Raw genomic sequence first — 15,743 nt, 5'->3', positions numbered from 1 at the left:
GCAATACCCCCGCTAATTTGTTATAATAAGTATATACAAATTGCAGTTAAATTCTAGGCAAGAGTAGGTAAAACAATGGTAGCCGGAAAAACAACCAAAAAAAAAGTAGTAAAAACATCTAAAAAATCTGACACAGATTTATGCGTTCTTATCCTTGCCGGCGGCAAGGGTACAAGGATGTATTCCGCTTTGCCAAAACCTTTACACAAAGTAGCGGGTAAACCCATGCTGGCCCACATATTAAAAACAGCACAGCAGTTAAAGCCTTCGGCCATAGGCATACTTACCGGGCACGAGGCTAAACTTACACAAAATTTAATTAAAGAGAGTCTTGCAACCTGGGGTATTAACACCAAGGTTGTTTTTACTTTACAGCGTGAGCTTAACGGGTCGGGCACGGCGGTAAAGGACTCGCTTTCATTTCTTAAAAACTATAAATCAGTACTTATCCTTTCAGGCGACGCGCCTTTAATAAAAACAGAAACTTTAGCGCAAATGTATTTACAATTTAGGGCCGAAAATTCTAAATGTACCGTGCTCAGCGTAACTGTGGATAATCCTTTTGGCTACGGCCGCATAGTGCGTAACGCCAACGGTATTTTTGAGTTTATTGTAGAAGAAACCAGCGCCAGCACCAGACAAAAAGAAATTACGGAAATTAACTCCGGCATGTATTTATTTGACGTGGCCGCGCTTACCGCCGCGCTTAAAAAGCTGCAGCCCAAAGGGCCTAAAAAAGAATATTACCTTACCGATTGTATAGAAATTATTAAGACGGCCGGCGGTACGGTGTCAGTTTTTAATACGGAAGATTCCACCCAGGCGCTTGGCGTTAACAGCAAGGTACAGCTGGCCGAGGCCGAGGCTATTATGCGTGACCGCAAGGTGGTAGAACTTTTAGAAGCCGGCGTAACCATAATGAGGCCCGAGACTGTGGACGTAGACACAGACGCGAATGTAGCGGCGGACGCGGTGATATTCCCAAACAATTTTATCTATGGCAGCACCACAATTGCCACAGGCGCGGTAATAGAGCCTAACTGTTATATAGTTGACTCTGTTATAGAAGAAGGCGCTATTATAAAGGCGGGCTCTTATATAGAAAGCGCCGTTATCGGCCCCAAGGCCCAGGTTGGCCCCTACGCGCACCTGCGCAGCGGCACCGTGCTTAAAGAGGGCGCTAAAGTAGGTAATTACTGCGAAACCAAAAAGTCTGTTATAGGCAAAGGGTCTAAGGTTAACCACCTCAGCTATATTGGCGACACTGTTATGGGCGCCAAGGTTAACGTAGGCGCGGGTACAATAACCTGTAACTACGACGGTGTTAACAAGCACAAAACAACAATTGGAGATAATGTCTTTATAGGTTCTAACACAAATTTAGTTGCACCTGTTACGCTCGCTGACAATAGTAAAACCGGCGCCGGTTCCACCATTACGGAGAATGTGGAAAAGGGCGCCCTTGCTATTGCCCGCGCGCGCCAGGTAATTATAAAGAAAAGAGGAAAGTAAGCCTAATGAAAACAGTTACCGGAGACTTAAAAGTCTTTGCAGGAAATTCTAACAGACCGCTGGCCCTTGAAATATGCAAGCATTTAAATATTGAACTTGGCAGAGCGCATGTGGAAAGATTTGCAGACGGTGAAATTGATGTTCAAGTGTTAGAAAGCGTGCGCGGACATGACTGCTATATTATACAAAGCACTTGCACCCCCGTTAATGAAAACCTGATGGAACTTTTAATTATGATAGACGCTTTTAAAAGGGCCAGCGCCGGTAAAATAACAGCGGTTTTACCTTACTTTGGTTATGCCAGGGCGGACAGAAAGGCCAGCCCCCGCGTGCCTATAACAGCTAAACTTGTTTGTAACCTTATTACCCAGGCGGGCGCCGACCGTGTGATGACTGTTGACCTGCACGCCGGGCAGATACAGGGCTTCTTTGATATCCCGGTGGACCATTTGCGCGCAAGAGGCGTATTTTTAGACTACTTTAGAGATTTAAAAAAGAGCGAAGATTTAGTAGTGGTATCGCCTGACGTAGGCGGCGTGGAACGCGCCAGAAAGTTTGCCGCGCGTATGGACGCGGGGCTTGTTATTATAGACAAACGCCGCCCCAAAGCAAACGAGGCTGTTGTATACAATATTATCGGCGATGTAAAAGATAAAACTTGTATTATTTTTGATGATATCGCTGATACGGCAGGCACGCTTGGCGTAGTGTCAACCAAACTTAAAGAGAGCGGCGCCAAACATATTTACGCTGTTTGCACGCACGGTATTTTGTCACGCAACGGTGTGGAGAAGATTAATAACTCACCCATAGAAAAGCTGGTTATATCAGACTCTTTGCCCGCTAACAGAAACTTAGGTCCCAAGGTAGATATACTTTCTATATCATACTTACTGGCCGAGGCTATTAAGCGTAACCATGACGGCATGTCAATCAGCGACATGTTTAAATAAATAAAAATAAATTTTATAGTAGTAGAAATTCGGAGGAAGTAAAATGGAAATAAAAATAAATGCTGAAGTAAGAGAAAAAGCAGGTGTAAAAGGCGCTCTTAGTTCAATCAGAGCTGCAAAAAACGTACCTGCTGTTATCTATGGCGGCAAAAAAGAGCCGGTGGTCATTTCTATAGCGGAAAAAGATCTCAACTCTATTTTAAAAAGTGGCGCTAACACAATAGTCACCTTAACTTTACCTGCAGGCGAAGAAAAGGCCATTATTAAAGAAGTACAGTACCACGTCGTCAAAGATACACCTAACCATGTGGATTTTCTTAGAATCTCCATGACAGAAAAGATTGAAGTTGTGGTACCTGTTAAACTTATTGGTGAATCTCCCGACGTTAAGATGTACGGCGCTATGGTAAACCAGGTTTTAAGAGAACTCCACGTACGCGCGTTACCCGCTGCAATCCCGCACGAAATCTTGGTAGACATCAAGACACTCACAATTGCTAAACCTATAACAATTGCTGACCTTGGCCTGTCTAAAGATGTAGAAGTAGTAGGCGGCGATGACAGAGCTATCGTCCATCTTATGGTACCCAGAGCGGAAGCTGAAGAAGCCGCACCGGCCGACGCCGCTGCCCAGCCCGAAAGCTCCAGCACCAAAGGTAAAAAAGACGAAGACGGCAACGTAGCCAAAAAATAAACTATGATACGTTTGATTGTCGGCCTGGGTAACCCCGGCGAGCAGTACTCAAATACAAGACACAACGCGGGTTTTATGGTTGTGGACAAGTTGGCCGCCAAGCTTGGCGTAAGGTTTGAATCTTACAAAAACTTGGGGGAGTACGCTAAAGCGGCAATTAACGGCAACACAGTTTATTTGGCAAAGCCTTTGACGTATATGAACGAATCCGGCAAGATGGTTAGTCATCTTGCCGGATTTTATAAAATAAAACCGCAGGAAATTTTGGTTTGTTTTGACGATATGTCTATTGACCTTGGCACCGTGCGTATGCGCCTTAGCGGCAGCGCGGGCGGGCAAAACGGCATGAAGAGTATTATAGCGCACCTTGGCACGCAAGATATACCGAGACTGCGTTTTGGCATAGGTCCCAAGCCAGAAAGGTTTGACGCTGCGGCCTATGTGTTGTCCAAATTTACCTCATCAGAAAAAGAAGTTTTATCTTCCACACTTACCACAGCGGCCGAAGCGGCCGAAGCGGTAGTCACTGACGGCCTGGACCGCGCCATGAATAAGTACAACAAATAATTCCTTATTCCAATACATCTAAGCTTCCATATTTGATTTCTTTTTTATTTTTTTCACACTAACGTACATAATCAGTACGCCGCGCGTGAAATAAAATAAAAAATAAATTCAAATCTGTAAGCGAATGATAAATAAAGCCTGTTTGCCTTCCGTTGTGGTTAAAAATTTTATTCAAACAATGTTCAAAAAGTACCATTAAAACACTTATTGATATTGCCGCTCCTAACGGCGTGGCAAAACAACAAGCACCGAATCACAATACTTTATTATTTTTTATCTTGTATTTTTTTGTCTAATTTTATAATCCATTCCTGGATGGCTTTTGTATCATCCATATCGCCTTTAAATTTATAGTCAGGTTTGTAAGTTTCGTTGTCCTTACGGGGGCGGTTTATATAACCGTTATAGGAAATAGAAAATTTGCCTAAGCCGGACGGCAGTTCTGCGTCCCTCTTTTGCATATATTTTGTGTCGCCGTCGGTTGCTTGGCCTATTTGCGTGATATTGCCAATGCCTTTAATAATATCCATAAAATCTAAGCATGCGCTAAAGCAAACATTGTCTGTTAAAACATATACTCTTGCCGCAACAGGCTCTTTTTGGGCGGAGGAGATATTTTCTTTTTCTTCTTTATACCAGCATATGTCTTTACCATCAGCTATAGCGTCGGCCAGGCAGGCAATTTCATCTTTAGTTTGTTCTTCCACGTCGTAGAATTTAGCCGCTTCTTTAAAGGACTTTAAACTCCACTCTGTGGCGCGGTAATATTCTTTTTCATCTTTAAATACTTGCTGTTTTACGTAGTCTATATATTGTTTGCCATATAAAGCGGACAAAAGCAGCTCGCCATTATAGCTGCTGCCGCCACCATTATAGCGCACGTCAAAAACTATAATATCTTTATTTTTTAGTTTTTTAAGTTCCGGCACTAATTTGCTAAACAGGCCTTCTTTCTCATTAAAAGTATTAATATAAACCCATGCGCTGTTGTCAGCAAAGTTTTCTATGGAAATGGGTTTGCGCAACTGCTTAAAATTTTTTAATGAGGACTTTTTTATAAAAGAACTCATGTATTCTTTATTATTAAACCACACGCTCATGTGTCCGTCTTTAAACGGAGTAAGAAAGCCCCGCAAAGATTTTTGATAGTCAAATTCTGTTTTTGCTTTTAACGCGTTTTTTCTGGCTTTTTTATATTCTTTTTCTAGCTTTTTATTAAAGGTAGGATTCTCGGGGTCAACTCCGCCGGCGTGATTATCCCGGTACATTTGGTGCATATAGTCTAGGTCTGTGACGGCTGTTTTTGCCCAATTTGTTTCACTTTGGGCAAAAATAGAAGATGCTAAAAGTATGCTTAAAAAGAGGAAAGACAGTTTTTTCATATTCAGAAATCCTTTGTTAGTTTTTTATTAGGTAGGTTGCTATTATCACTACGCCCAAAACTATACGGTACACTACAAAAATATTGAAGTTGTGCTTTTGTATATACGTCATTAAAAATTTAATAACCAGCCAGCCGCCTATAAGCGCGGTTATAAAGCCGCATATAAACGCCGTGTTAATATCAGCTATATTTATATCTTTCAGCTTTAGCACGGCCGCGCCTGCTATTACCGGTACGGAAAGTAAAAATGATATTTTGGCACTCTCCTTTCTGGTAAAGCCCAGCAGTAAGGCCGCCGTTATTGTAATGCCTGAGCGGGAAACCCCGGGCATTAACGCCAGCGTCTGCGCTAAACCTATTATAAGCGCGGTTTTTACGGTGAGGATATTGCCTTTAGCTCCGCCCTTTCTATCGGCATAAGCCAAAATGAGCGCAAACACTATTAAAGCAATAGCTATTAAAAAAGGAGAGCGGAAAGTGGTTTCTATAATATCTTCAAGCAACAGCCCCGCTATAGCGGCGGGGACGGTGGCCAATACCAATAGCCACAGCGTCTTACCTTCGGCAGTGGCAGGCTTGGTCAGCCCGTCTTTAATAATATGAAACCATTCTTTTCTAAAATAAAACAGCACGGCAAACAGCGTAGCGGCATGCAGCGCAATGTCATAGGTAACACCTTGGTAGGCGTTGCCCATAAGCCACGGCATCAGCACAAGATGGGCGGAGCTTGATATAGGTAAAAATTCGCCCGCAGCCTGTACTATGCCTAGTAATATCGCGCTGGTTATCGTCATAATGTTGTATAGTCGCTAAGCGGTTTCATGTTGATAACGGTAAAGTCGTCGGTAAAATCGAGTATGGCAAACTCCGCCGGGCTAAGCGCTATGTGTGTGTTAGACAGCGCGGTTACAAGCGCGCTTAAATCAGGGTTGTGGCCCACCACTACTATTACCTCGTTGGGGGCGATATTATCTTTAATAAACTGCCACATATCCGGCATGGGTGTATTGCCGTCAAGTTCCGTGCATACTTCCACGGGCACGTTGTTGCTAAGCCTTTCCGTCAGAATGTCGGCCGTTTGCTTGGCGCGCAGGCGGGGGCTGGTTAATATTTTTTTAGGGTTAAGGGCCTTGGCTTCAAGGGCTATGGCCGCATGCTCCGCCGCTGCTATGCCTTTGTCTGAAAGGGGGCGCAGTGCGTCGGTCTTTACATCTGTATCTACGGCGCTGAGCGCGTAGGAGTGGCGCATAAAAACAATTCTTTTCATGTATAAATTATATATCATTATTGTATGAAGTTGATACACGGTTCTTACCAGTCTCTGGAAAATTATTTTTGCGCCTATATCAAGGAGATTAAGACTAGTCCCCTTGATAAAGTGCTTGTTGTCACGCCGTCCGGCCGCCTGTCGCGCTACCTGGCCGCCGCGCTTACTACGCGTATGGGGGCCACCTCAAATATCAGCTTAATCAAATTTTCCAATATAGCCGCGCGGGTGGATAAAGAGTTTAACCCCGCCGCCCCGCCGTTGCTTGCAAGCAACGCCTTGCAGGACTTTATACTCAAAAATATCGCTGACCCGCACGCAAAACGCGGCTACGTAACCTCGCTTAAATCAACACTGCGTGATTTGGCCGACGGTCTGGTAGACGCCGCCACCGTTAAAGAGCACGCGGCAGAAGGCGCGTTTGGCGCAAAAGAAGATAATGACTATATGGCCGGGCTTATGGATACATTGTCCAAATATAAAACCGCTTTATCCTCTGTGCCCGGCATGCGTTCATATTACGATTACTTTGACGGAGTGTTAGAAAATATTCCGCAGTCTGCCTACCTGGCCGGGTTTAAAAAAATTGTTTTTTACGGGTTTTATGATTTTACCGGTATACAGTTAGAAATTTTTAATACTATTCGCCAACACTACGACTGCGCGCTTTTCTTTCCGTACCAAAAAACGCCGGCGTACAACTTTGTGTCCAAATTTTTTGAGTCTAATATTTTAGGCATGGCAAGTGAAGTTGTTGCGGCTGATGGCGGCGTGCAAACCGCGCTTGGCCGCGCGGCAGACAGTTTGTTTAACCCGTTGGTCAATTTTGAAGGTAAGACTGGCGGTGTAAGCGTAGTAAGCGCCTCCGGCCCGCGCGGCGAACTTTACGGCGCGGCAAAAACAATTTTGGGTTTAGTAGAAACTCACGGTTACAAGTTTGCCGACATCGCCGTGGCCGCCCGTACGGACGCTGAGTATAAAAATGATATTTTTAATATTTTCGAGCAAAACAAAATACCGCTTAATATGTCGGCCGCCACGCCGCTGCTCTCGCACCCGCTGGCGGTGTTTTGTTTTAATTTGCTTAACTTGTCTGCCAACGGTTTTGACAGGCGTGATGTGGGCGCGGTAGTTTCCAGCCCGTATTTTTTGCTTAAAAATAATTGGAAGTTTGTTGTACGTAATTCTCTTGCAGAGCGCGGGCTAAACCAGTGGACAACTTTGCTTGATATTAAAGAGTCTGAAGCCAACTCATCTTTTGTCGCATGGCTTAACAATATAGATAACTCTCTTAAAATGCTTGATAAACCTTACCCTTGGGATATTTTGGCCGATCACGCTTTAACCATACTGCGCTCTTACACGGATGTTGATTTTACCGAGCATGAAAAGTCCGTTTTTGCCGCTGTAGAAGACGCTCTTAACCAAATTAAACAATATTCTCTCATAACCCCCGCCGCCAAAGAGGGTGAGTTTTTAGAAGAACTGCAAAACATACTGGCGGGCCTTACCATAAATAAAGTGGAAGCGGCCGAAATGGGCGTAACTTTTGGCGACGCGCTTGGCCTGAGGGGGCAAAGTTTTAGGGCGGTAATTTTACTTGGCGTAAATGAAAAGGTATTCCCGCAAATTGTGCGCGAGGACCCTATGCTGCGTGACAAATACCGCCGTACCTTACGTGACGTGCAAGGTTATTGGGTAGGGCAAAAGCTGGACAGGTTTGACGAGGAAAGACTGCTTTTTAATTTCTTGGTTACGGCGGCGCGGGAAAAGCTGTTTTTATTTTTCGAGAGGTCTGACGAAGGCGGCAAAGCGCTGGCCCCGTCGCTTTACCTCTCGGAACTTTGCCGCGCGGCCAACATTGATATGGAAGCCGTGCTTACCAATATCAGCCGCCGTGAACTGGAAAAATATTTTGAAACTGCCCAGCCGCTTTTAAATAAAAAGGAAGTATCGGTAAAAATATCCTCACTGCCGGGCGCACAGGAAAGTTATACGGGCGCGGGCTTTGACTACAATAGTTTTGCCGCGCAGTTTACGGCTGCCCAGCGCATAGGCTCTTACGGCGACATCGGCCCGCACGACGGCGTTGTAGACATGAGTGAGGGTAAAGAAATTATGGACAGGGTGAATAATGGCGGCTTTTCCGCCAGCAGTTTACAAATTTTAGCGCAGTGCCCAATGCGATTTTTCCTCACGCGCGGCGTCGGGCTGGAAGATGAAGTTGAAACGCTTAAACGTGACGAACTGGCCTCTAATCTTAAGGGTATTATTTACCACAAAATTTTACAGCGTTTGTATTCAGAGCTCCGCCCGCCCTATACGGCGCCTATGTTGCTAAGCAAGCTTGAGGAAATTATTTCAACCGAACTTGCTTTTGAGCGTTATAAAGAGTTTGGCATGTACCCCGTTGTATGGCGTGTGATAACGGCAAAAATGCGCGGGTACCTTGAGGATTTTGTGCAAAAAGATTTAGCCGCCATGGAAGGCTTTGCGCCGACGGTATTTGAGCTGCCAGCCGTCATGTCCGCCACTTTTGACGACTATACAATAAAACTGCGCGGCTATATTGACCGCGCTGATACGCGCGGCGGCGAGTATAGGATTATTGATTACAAAACCTCGCAGTCTTCAGTTAAAGATTTAACTAAAGTTGTGTTCGCCAAAAAATACTTACAACCTATGGTTTACCCATTACTGGCGGAAAGTTCAGGCCAGTTTAGCGGCAAAACATTTGAAAGTTTTTCTTTCTTAAATATAGAAAAGGGTTACTTCCAACGCACGCTTAGCGCCGACGGGCGTGATATGATAAAAAACAAGTTTGAAAATTTTATGAGCGTGATACTGTCTTTCATAAAATTCGGCAAGTTTTTCTTAAACGACAGCGAGCTGCACTGCCCGTACTGCTCCTTCGCTGGCGTTTGCCGCAAAGGCGGGGCGTACACGCTTATACGCGCCAGAGGCAGCGACTATTTTAAAGAATTAGAGAGTTTTAAAAATGATTAATGTGCGTGACCAAGAGGCCCGTTCCTGCGCTATTACCACTACCGACAAAAACATAGTGGTAGAGGCCGGCGCCGGCACCGGCAAAACAACTTTGCTTATTTCCCGTTTATGCTACCTTATGATTGCTAAGGGTATAAATGTGGAGCGCCTTGTCGCGCTTACTTTTACGGAAAAGGCGGCTACGGAAATTAAAGTGCGTCTTGCCCAACAGCTGCAGAAAATTTTAAAAGAAGTTAATAATCCGGCAACCAAAGATAATATAACAAAAGACCTGCTGGCCAACCTTGACGCCGCCGATATTACCGCCCGTGCGCAAAGTGTGCTGGAGCGGCTGGACCGTGGTTTTATCAGCACCATACACGGGTTTTGCTCGTATATTTTAAGTTCTTACCCTGTAGAGGCGGGCATCTCGCCCACAGCGGTAATAGACGAAGGTTCGCGCCGTGAAAATATTTTTAAACGCCAGTGGTACAAGTGGCTGGACACAGAACTTGCCGAGGACGGCCCGCAGGCGGATAAATGGGCGCGTGTACTTGCCGAAATAAATTTAGAAGACATTTATAATTACGCCTTAGAAATGAGCAGCGGCAAAATTGAGGACTATCACCCGCTCTCACACAGCAAAATGCTTAGCGAAGTCTGCTTTGAAAACGCCAGCGTGGCGGAGCAAATGTCTACCGCTTTTATACCCGCCGGCAAAAGCAGAAAGATTGAGCGCGCCTTAGCGTCGGCCGCGCTTGTCCTGCAGGAAAGCGGTTTTTGTTTAAAGGAAGGCAGGCTGAGCGCGGACAACCCGCCGCCGGACGCCGTTACAAGTTCCGACCAGGCCAAAGGCTGGGACGACGAAAATTTTGAAACCGCGCAGCGCATTGTGGAGTTTGCCCGCGCCATACACCCCGCCCGCCAGGCGCTTGTAAAAGAAGTGTTTGAGTTAGTTGAAACTTTTGTGCGTGACGTGCGTGAGAATTTTGCCAGGCAGGGGCTTATTTCTTTTGACGATTTGCTTGTTAAAACACGCAATCTTTTAAAAAATAATTTAAGTGTGCGTAACGCTCTTAAAAAACAATTTGAAATTTTATTTGTAGACGAGTTTCAAGACACAGACCCTGTACAGGGCGAGCTGCTGCTGTTTTTAGCGGAAGAGGACGACTCCTCCGCCAAAACCTGGCAGGATATTAAACTGAAACCCGGTAAACTTTTTGTAGTGGGCGACCCAAAGCAGTCTATTTACCGTTTTAGAGGCGCGGACATTACCGCCTATCATTTATTTACCGAGCTTATTTTAAAGCAAGGCGGCACACAGTGCTTTTTGCAAACCAATTTTAGAAGTGCGGCAAATATAATAGATTTTGTTAACCGTGTGGGCGATACTGTTATAAGAGAGGCCACCGGCTTTCAGCCCGCCTATGTGCCTATATTCGCGCACAAGACCGTGGCCGACCCTGCTGTAGAAGAAGTTATTATAAAAAGTGATACCAAGCAAAGCGCCAATGATAACCGCCATAACCAGGCCGAGTTTACGGCCAAGTGGATTAAAGATAATGTGGGGGTGTATAAACGGGCCGACGGTAAAACGCTGGATTATAAAGACATTTGTATTTTAATGCGAACATCGGGCGCGTTTAATATTTTTACTGACGCGCTTAAGCGCCACGGCGTAAAATATACAGTGGAAGAAGACAGAAATTTTTATACAGCGCAGGAAATTACGGACCTTCTTACACTGCTTGCCCTATTAGAAAACCCGCGCGATAAAACCGCCTTGGCGGGCGTGCTGCGCACGCCGTTTGCGGGGTTTACTGACAGCGAGCTTTACAATATTTTTAAACTTGAACTTACTGATATCTACGCCAAAGCTTTACCTGCCCAGTATAATAGACTGCGGGAGTTTTACGCCCAGCTCAGGCCGCTGGCCGCGCAGGTGGGCCGTGTTACGCTTGGCGAGTTAATACAAAATATTTTAAACACAACTATGTTTGTGGAATGCGCCCAGCGTGCTTATAATGGCGAGCAAACAATATCTAACATTAATAAATTTGCCGCGCTTACCGCGCGTGAGGCCGCCAACGCGCCGCTTAGTTTGGGCCAGTTTTTAAGTAATATTAAAGACTCCGCCAAGCAAACGCGCGGCGAGGGCGAGTCGCCTTTGGCGGACGAATTTTTAAGTACTGTCAGCATAATGACTATACATAAGTCTAAAGGGTTGGAGTTTCCTGTCGTCTTTCTGGCCGATACCTTTAGAGTGGAAACTAACAAAAGTAATGACTACGCATACAGCTGGTTCCACAATATGCACGGCCTTAAGGCGGGCGGCTTTGCCGACGCCAACTTAGCGTTTTTAGAAGTGCAGGCGGTGTGGCACAGCAAGGCCGAAGAGGCGCGAATATTATATGTAGCGCTTACAAGAGCAAAAGACAAGCTTTTTATACTTGGAAATGCGGAGCAAGGTAAAAAAACAGCTGCCCGGCATTTTATGAACGCAGGTGTGTGGCCGGTGGATATGGACGGGTTTCCCATAAAACCATTGGTTAACGTTGATATTACTTACGAAGACTTTAAAAAGCCCGAAGACTTTATTTATAAAGTAGACGCGAGTGCGTCACAGCAGGGCGCTTTTGAAGGCGGCGATAAATGGCTGGCGGCCTGGAACAAAAGGGCCGCGCTGTATGACGCTGTAAAGCAGGAGCGGCTGTTTATATCGCCAAGTTCGCTGGGTAAACCCGCAGCTGCCGTAAAAACCGCTGCTAACGCCGCCACGCTTACGGGTGACGTTTGCCATAAAGTTATGGAGATGTGGGACTTTAAAACACAAATTACAGCCGAAAATATTGACGCCGCCATAGCGCTGCTTGATGTGCCGCAGGAATTTTTGGGTGAGGTGAGGCACGACGCTATAAATATTTTTACCGTATTTAATTTCTCACCTGTGTTTGATGAATTTACGGAGTTAAAAGTATTGGCCAGAGAAATGCCCTTTACAAAATATGAAAACGGTAAAATTATAAACGGCGTAATAGACTTAGTGGCCGAGTATAAAGGCAAGCTTACAGTATTTGACTATAAAACTGACCGCGCGGAAAACCCGGCTGTTTACCAAGCGCAGCTAGACAGCTACAAAACGACCGCTAAAGAGATTTTTAAGACGGACGCTGACAGTGCCATACTGTTCCTGCGGCTTGGTAAAATTATATAATGTAGTATAAGCAACTCAGGAGGAAATATGTTAGGTAAATTAAAAGATTTATGGCAGTTAAAGGGCCAAATGGCTGAAATTAAAAAACGCCTGGACGCCATGGTTATAAAAGTGGAAAGCCCGGCAAAAATATTTGAAATTACAATTTCAGGTTCGCAAGAAGTGCAGGACGTTAAAATTATGGGCAATTTATCCGCCTATACAAACGCGCAGATTGAGCAAGACATGAAAGAAGCTTTTAACAAAGCGGCCAGAGATTCACAAGCCATGGCCGCACAGGTAATGGGCAGTCTGGCCGGGATAACCCCGCCCCAAGCTTAAGGCGCGTTACCCCAAAGCTTTGGCGAATTTTTTATTTTTCCGGGCCTCACCGTACGCTTCGCCTTAAGTACTTGGTCGGCCCGGAGAAAATCAAAAATTCACTCAAATCTTCGGGGCCCCAGATTTTATGATATTAGTTGGAAAGGAGGGGGATATGGTTGATTTAAAGGGAAAACATGTTACTGTTGTGGGGGTTTCTGAAGACCCTACAAAGTACGGTAATAAAATATTTAAAACATTAAGACAGGACGGCCTGGATGTATACGCCGTTGGCAAACGCGGCGGGCAAGTGGCCGGGGCCGAGGTTTATAAAACCCTTTCCGAAGTTCCCGGTAAGGTTGATTTTGTCATTATGGTTGTGCCCCCGCCGGCCGCTGTGCCTGTGGTGGAAGAAGCCATAAAACTGGGCGTAAAAGAAATGTGGTTTCAGCCCGGCGCCGAAAACCCCGAGGCCGAAAAATTGGCAAATGATAATGGTATAAAAACCACCTCCCGCGCGTGCGTTATGGTGCAAGGCGGTTTTTGGTAATGCAAAAAGTTCTGCTTAAAAGGTCAGGTACCGGGGTAAGCGCGTTGGCGCTGGGTACCTGGGCAATAGGCGGCAAGCAGTGGGGTGAAACAGACGACAATACTTCTATTGCCGCTATAAAAGCGGCGGTTGGCGCAGGTATGACATTTGTAGATACCGCGCCTATATACGGCTTTGGCCATAGTGAAGGACTTGTAGGCAAAGCGGTTAAAGGCATGCGTGAAAGAGTTTTTATAGCAACAAAGTGCGGGCTGATTGGGCAGGGCGGCGGATTTCCTAAAAAAGATCTTTCGGCCGCCAGCATAAATGCTGAGGTTGAAGAATCTCTACGAAGATTAGGTACGGATTATATAGACCTTTACCAAACACACTGGCCCGATAAAAATACTGCGTTAGAAGAAACTTACGGCGCTTTATTAAAACTTAAAGAGCAGGGTAAAATTAAGCACATAGGCGCGTGTAACGTTGGTATAGAACTGCTGCGAGATATAGATAAAATTTGCCCGCTTGATACCGTACAAAACGAGTATTCTTTTTTTAAGCAAAATATGGGCGATGACGTTTTTGATTATTGCGAAAAAAACGGCATCGGCTTTTTAGGCTACGGCCCGCTTGCCGGCGGTATTTTGAGTGGCAAGTATGACAAAGCGCCCAATCTGCCCAATTCTGACCCAAGAAATTTTTTCTACCGTTTGTACAGAGGCGAAGCTTTTGAAAACGCGAAAGCAGCCGTAGCCAGGTTTAAAGAAATTGGTCAAAAATATAATAAACCTACAGCTGCCGTGGCCATTAACTGGGCTAGAGCGCAGCGCCCTTTTATTATACCGCTGGTGGGCGCTAAAACGGCCGCGCAAGCCGCAGAGAACGCACAGGCTGCAACCTTTGAACTTACTAAAACCGACGTGGACTTTTTAAATGGAAATTAAAGATTTGCAGGCGTACCTAACCGCTGTTTTACCCCGTGTGGGTGTAAATAAAACACGCGAGCTGGTGCGCCTTTTATTTGAAATAAATAAACGTGACGGCAGCAGTTTGGCCGACATTTTGCCTGCTTCTAAAAACCTTAATTTTGAATCAGCCAAGAAAATTCTTTTACAAAAACGCTACCCTAAAAACTTTGGTAAAGTGCCGCTTTCCGCTTTTTACCTGCCCAGTTTAGATTTAGATTTTTACTCTAAGGCGGAACTAAACGGCGGGGATTTTTACCCTAAAGATATATTTATTGACGCCGCCGTAAAAGACACGCCGCTGGCTGTGCGGGCGGTAAAAATGTTTCCGCTGGCTAACGTAACAGTGCTTGATAAAAAGCGGCAGGTTGGGGATAAAGACTATTCCAAACGTACAAAGACACTGTATATTTCAGAAGAGAAATTTGATTTTATTAAACGCTGCCCATGCACTGCCGGGGCGGCCGGGTGCGGGTATAACTTGGTTAATTTGGGCTTTGGGTGCGTGTATGAGTGCGCCTATTGCTTCCTTCAGCAATACCAAAATTTACACGCGGTTATGTTGCCAGCCAATATAGATTCTTTTTTAGAAAAAATAGACTGCGCGGCGCTTAACAAAGGCCCTTTTGAGCGTATACGCATAGGCAGCGGGGAGTTTACGGATTCGTTGGTTTTTGACCATATTACGCAGTATTCTACCGATATTATTAACTTTTTCCGCACTCGCCCGCATATAGATTTTGAGTTTAAAACCAAAAGCGTAAATATTGATAATATTTTAGCGCAAGAACCGTGTGAAAACATAGTTGTAGGCTGGAGTGTAAACACCCCTAAAATTATTGAAACAGTGGAATTTTTAACGCCGAATTTACCAACCCGCCTGGCCGCAGCTAAAAAGGTGGCAGCCGCAGGGTTTGGCGTGGCGTTCCATTTTGACCCCGTTATAATTTATGACGGCTGGCAAGAGGATTATAAAAACGTTATAAAACAAATTTACGATACCGTGGGGCATGCCGCCGTGCGCTGGATAAGCGTGGGCACCTTGCGCTTTAGCCGTGAACTTAAAAAGATTGTAGAGGCCCGCCACCCGGGCGTAAATATGCTGCTGGAGGAGTTTTTGCTGGGGTACGACGGTAAAATGAGGTACTCTGACCAGGACAGGACGGCGGTATATGACATTATGATGACGGAACTTAAAAAACACTTTCCTAAAGCGGTAGTTTACCTGTGTATGGAAAACGCCGGGATTAATAAGATTTATAAATAAATATTACATAAAGTCATGTTGAGGAGGTGCGGTAACATGTGTATCTGCTGCTTTTAAGCGGGCGGAGACTAGCTCCGCCCCTACGGTTTTTATATTGTGTGTT

General features: G+C 45.2%; 13 protein-coding genes. 10 read left to right on the top strand and 3 right to left on the bottom strand.

The features are described 5' to 3' along the window. Positions 1-75: 75 nt before the first annotated feature. Genes glmU through pth form a run of 4 tightly spaced genes read left to right on the top strand, consistent with a single transcriptional unit; the run spans position 76 to position 3,726 of the window. Complete coding sequence (glmU, locus tag AAIR98_RS09050) at positions 76-1,512, top strand: bifunctional UDP-N-acetylglucosamine diphosphorylase/glucosamine-1-phosphate N-acetyltransferase GlmU (protein ID WP_423971872.1); 1,437 nt, start codon at positions 76-78, stop codon at positions 1,510-1,512. 5 nt (positions 1,513-1,517) lie between these two features. Continuing rightward, a complete protein-coding gene (locus tag AAIR98_RS09045; protein WP_423971871.1) occupies positions 1,518-2,465 on the top strand; it encodes a ribose-phosphate diphosphokinase in 948 nt (315 codons plus the stop codon). A gap of 43 nt (positions 2,466-2,508) precedes the next feature. After that, positions 2,509-3,159, top strand: a complete 651-nt coding sequence (locus AAIR98_RS09040) for a 50S ribosomal protein L25 (RefSeq protein WP_423971870.1) — start codon at positions 2,509-2,511, stop codon at positions 3,157-3,159. Between the two features lie 3 nt (positions 3,160-3,162). Beyond that, complete coding sequence (pth, locus tag AAIR98_RS09035) at positions 3,163-3,726, top strand: aminoacyl-tRNA hydrolase (RefSeq protein ID WP_423971869.1); 564 nt, start codon at positions 3,163-3,165, stop codon at positions 3,724-3,726. Positions 3,727-3,992: 266 nt separating this feature from the next. Here the strand turns inward: pth and AAIR98_RS09030 are convergent, their stop codons facing one another. The 3 genes from AAIR98_RS09030 to AAIR98_RS09020 are packed head-to-tail and all read right to left on the bottom strand — an operon-like array spanning position 3,993 to position 6,377. Beyond that, a complete protein-coding gene (locus tag AAIR98_RS09030) occupies positions 3,993-5,108 on the bottom strand; it encodes a S41 family peptidase (RefSeq protein WP_423971868.1) in 1,116 nt (371 codons plus the stop codon). A gap of 16 nt (positions 5,109-5,124) precedes the next feature. Continuing rightward, positions 5,125-5,904, bottom strand: a complete 780-nt coding sequence (locus AAIR98_RS09025; RefSeq protein ID WP_423971867.1) for an undecaprenyl-diphosphate phosphatase — start codon at positions 5,902-5,904, stop codon at positions 5,125-5,127. Next, on the bottom strand, positions 5,901-6,377 hold the full coding sequence (locus AAIR98_RS09020) for a SixA phosphatase family protein (protein ID WP_423971866.1): 477 nt from the start codon (positions 6,375-6,377) through the stop codon (positions 5,901-5,903). The genes AAIR98_RS09025 and AAIR98_RS09020 overlap by 4 nt, the downstream gene beginning before the upstream one ends. A gap of 24 nt (positions 6,378-6,401) precedes the next feature. On the opposite strand from AAIR98_RS09020, the gene AAIR98_RS09015 reads away from it, so the two are divergent. The 6 genes from AAIR98_RS09015 (at position 6,402) to AAIR98_RS08990 (ending at position 15,640) form a co-directional block, all read left to right on the top strand. Next, entirely contained in the window at positions 6,402-9,383 is a 2,982-nt protein-coding gene (locus tag AAIR98_RS09015) for a PD-(D/E)XK nuclease family protein (RefSeq protein ID WP_423971865.1), read from the top strand. Continuing rightward, a complete protein-coding gene (locus AAIR98_RS09010; RefSeq protein WP_423971864.1) occupies positions 9,376-12,576 on the top strand; it encodes a UvrD-helicase domain-containing protein in 3,201 nt (1,066 codons plus the stop codon). Before AAIR98_RS09015 ends, AAIR98_RS09010 begins: the two co-directional genes overlap by 8 nt. A 27-nt stretch (positions 12,577-12,603) precedes the next feature. Then, on the top strand, positions 12,604-12,897 hold the full coding sequence (locus tag AAIR98_RS09005) for a YbaB/EbfC family nucleoid-associated protein (protein WP_423971863.1): 294 nt from the start codon (positions 12,604-12,606) through the stop codon (positions 12,895-12,897). A 154-nt stretch (positions 12,898-13,051) separates the two neighbouring features. Beyond that, entirely contained in the window at positions 13,052-13,426 is a 375-nt protein-coding gene (locus AAIR98_RS09000; protein WP_423971862.1) for a CoA-binding protein, read from the top strand. Beyond that, complete coding sequence (locus tag AAIR98_RS08995) at positions 13,426-14,352, top strand: aldo/keto reductase (RefSeq protein WP_423971861.1); 927 nt, start codon at positions 13,426-13,428, stop codon at positions 14,350-14,352. Before AAIR98_RS09000 ends, AAIR98_RS08995 begins: the two co-directional genes overlap by 1 nt. Continuing rightward, positions 14,342-15,640, top strand: coding sequence for an SPL family radical SAM protein (locus AAIR98_RS08990; protein WP_423971860.1), 1,299 nt, complete (start codon positions 14,342-14,344; stop codon positions 15,638-15,640). The genes AAIR98_RS08995 and AAIR98_RS08990 overlap by 11 nt, the downstream gene beginning before the upstream one ends. The last annotated feature ends 103 nt before the right edge of the window (positions 15,641-15,743 follow it).

The sequence above is a fragment of the Elusimicrobium simillimum genome (assembly GCF_049639735.1).
In the GTDB taxonomy this organism is placed as follows: Bacteria; Elusimicrobiota; Elusimicrobia; order Elusimicrobiales; family Elusimicrobiaceae; genus Elusimicrobium; species Elusimicrobium simillimum.
The sequence above is the reverse complement of the archived record's forward strand: the minus strand, read 5'-3'. Positions and strand labels throughout refer to the sequence as shown.

Excerpts from the sequence above, each read along its gene's own strand:
- AAIR98_RS09020 (WP_423971866.1), bottom strand. The coding sequence starts at position 6,377 with ATGAAAAGAATTGTTTTTATGCGCCACTCCTACGCGCTCAGCGCCGTA.
- AAIR98_RS09025 (WP_423971867.1), bottom strand. The coding sequence starts at position 5,904 with ATGACGATAACCAGCGCGATATTACTAGGCATAGTACAGGCTGCGGGC.
- AAIR98_RS08995 (WP_423971861.1), top strand. The coding sequence starts at position 13,426 with ATGCAAAAAGTTCTGCTTAAAAGGTCAGGTACCGGGGTAAGCGCGTTG.
- AAIR98_RS09000 (WP_423971862.1), top strand. The coding sequence starts at position 13,052 with ATGGTTGATTTAAAGGGAAAACATGTTACTGTTGTGGGGGTTTCTGAA.
- AAIR98_RS09015 (WP_423971865.1), top strand. The coding sequence starts at position 6,402 with ATGAAGTTGATACACGGTTCTTACCAGTCTCTGGAAAATTATTTTTGC.
- AAIR98_RS09030 (WP_423971868.1), bottom strand. The coding sequence starts at position 5,108 with ATGAAAAAACTGTCTTTCCTCTTTTTAAGCATACTTTTAGCATCTTCT.
- AAIR98_RS09010 (WP_423971864.1), top strand. The coding sequence starts at position 9,376 with ATGATTAATGTGCGTGACCAAGAGGCCCGTTCCTGCGCTATTACCACT.
- glmU (WP_423971872.1), top strand. The coding sequence starts at position 76 with ATGGTAGCCGGAAAAACAACCAAAAAAAAAGTAGTAAAAACATCTAAA.
- AAIR98_RS08990 (WP_423971860.1), top strand. The coding sequence starts at position 14,342 with ATGGAAATTAAAGATTTGCAGGCGTACCTAACCGCTGTTTTACCCCGT.
- AAIR98_RS09040 (WP_423971870.1), top strand. The coding sequence starts at position 2,509 with ATGGAAATAAAAATAAATGCTGAAGTAAGAGAAAAAGCAGGTGTAAAA.
- pth (WP_423971869.1), top strand. The coding sequence starts at position 3,163 with ATGATACGTTTGATTGTCGGCCTGGGTAACCCCGGCGAGCAGTACTCA.
- AAIR98_RS09045 (WP_423971871.1), top strand. The coding sequence starts at position 1,518 with ATGAAAACAGTTACCGGAGACTTAAAAGTCTTTGCAGGAAATTCTAAC.
- AAIR98_RS09005 (WP_423971863.1), top strand. The coding sequence starts at position 12,604 with ATGTTAGGTAAATTAAAAGATTTATGGCAGTTAAAGGGCCAAATGGCT.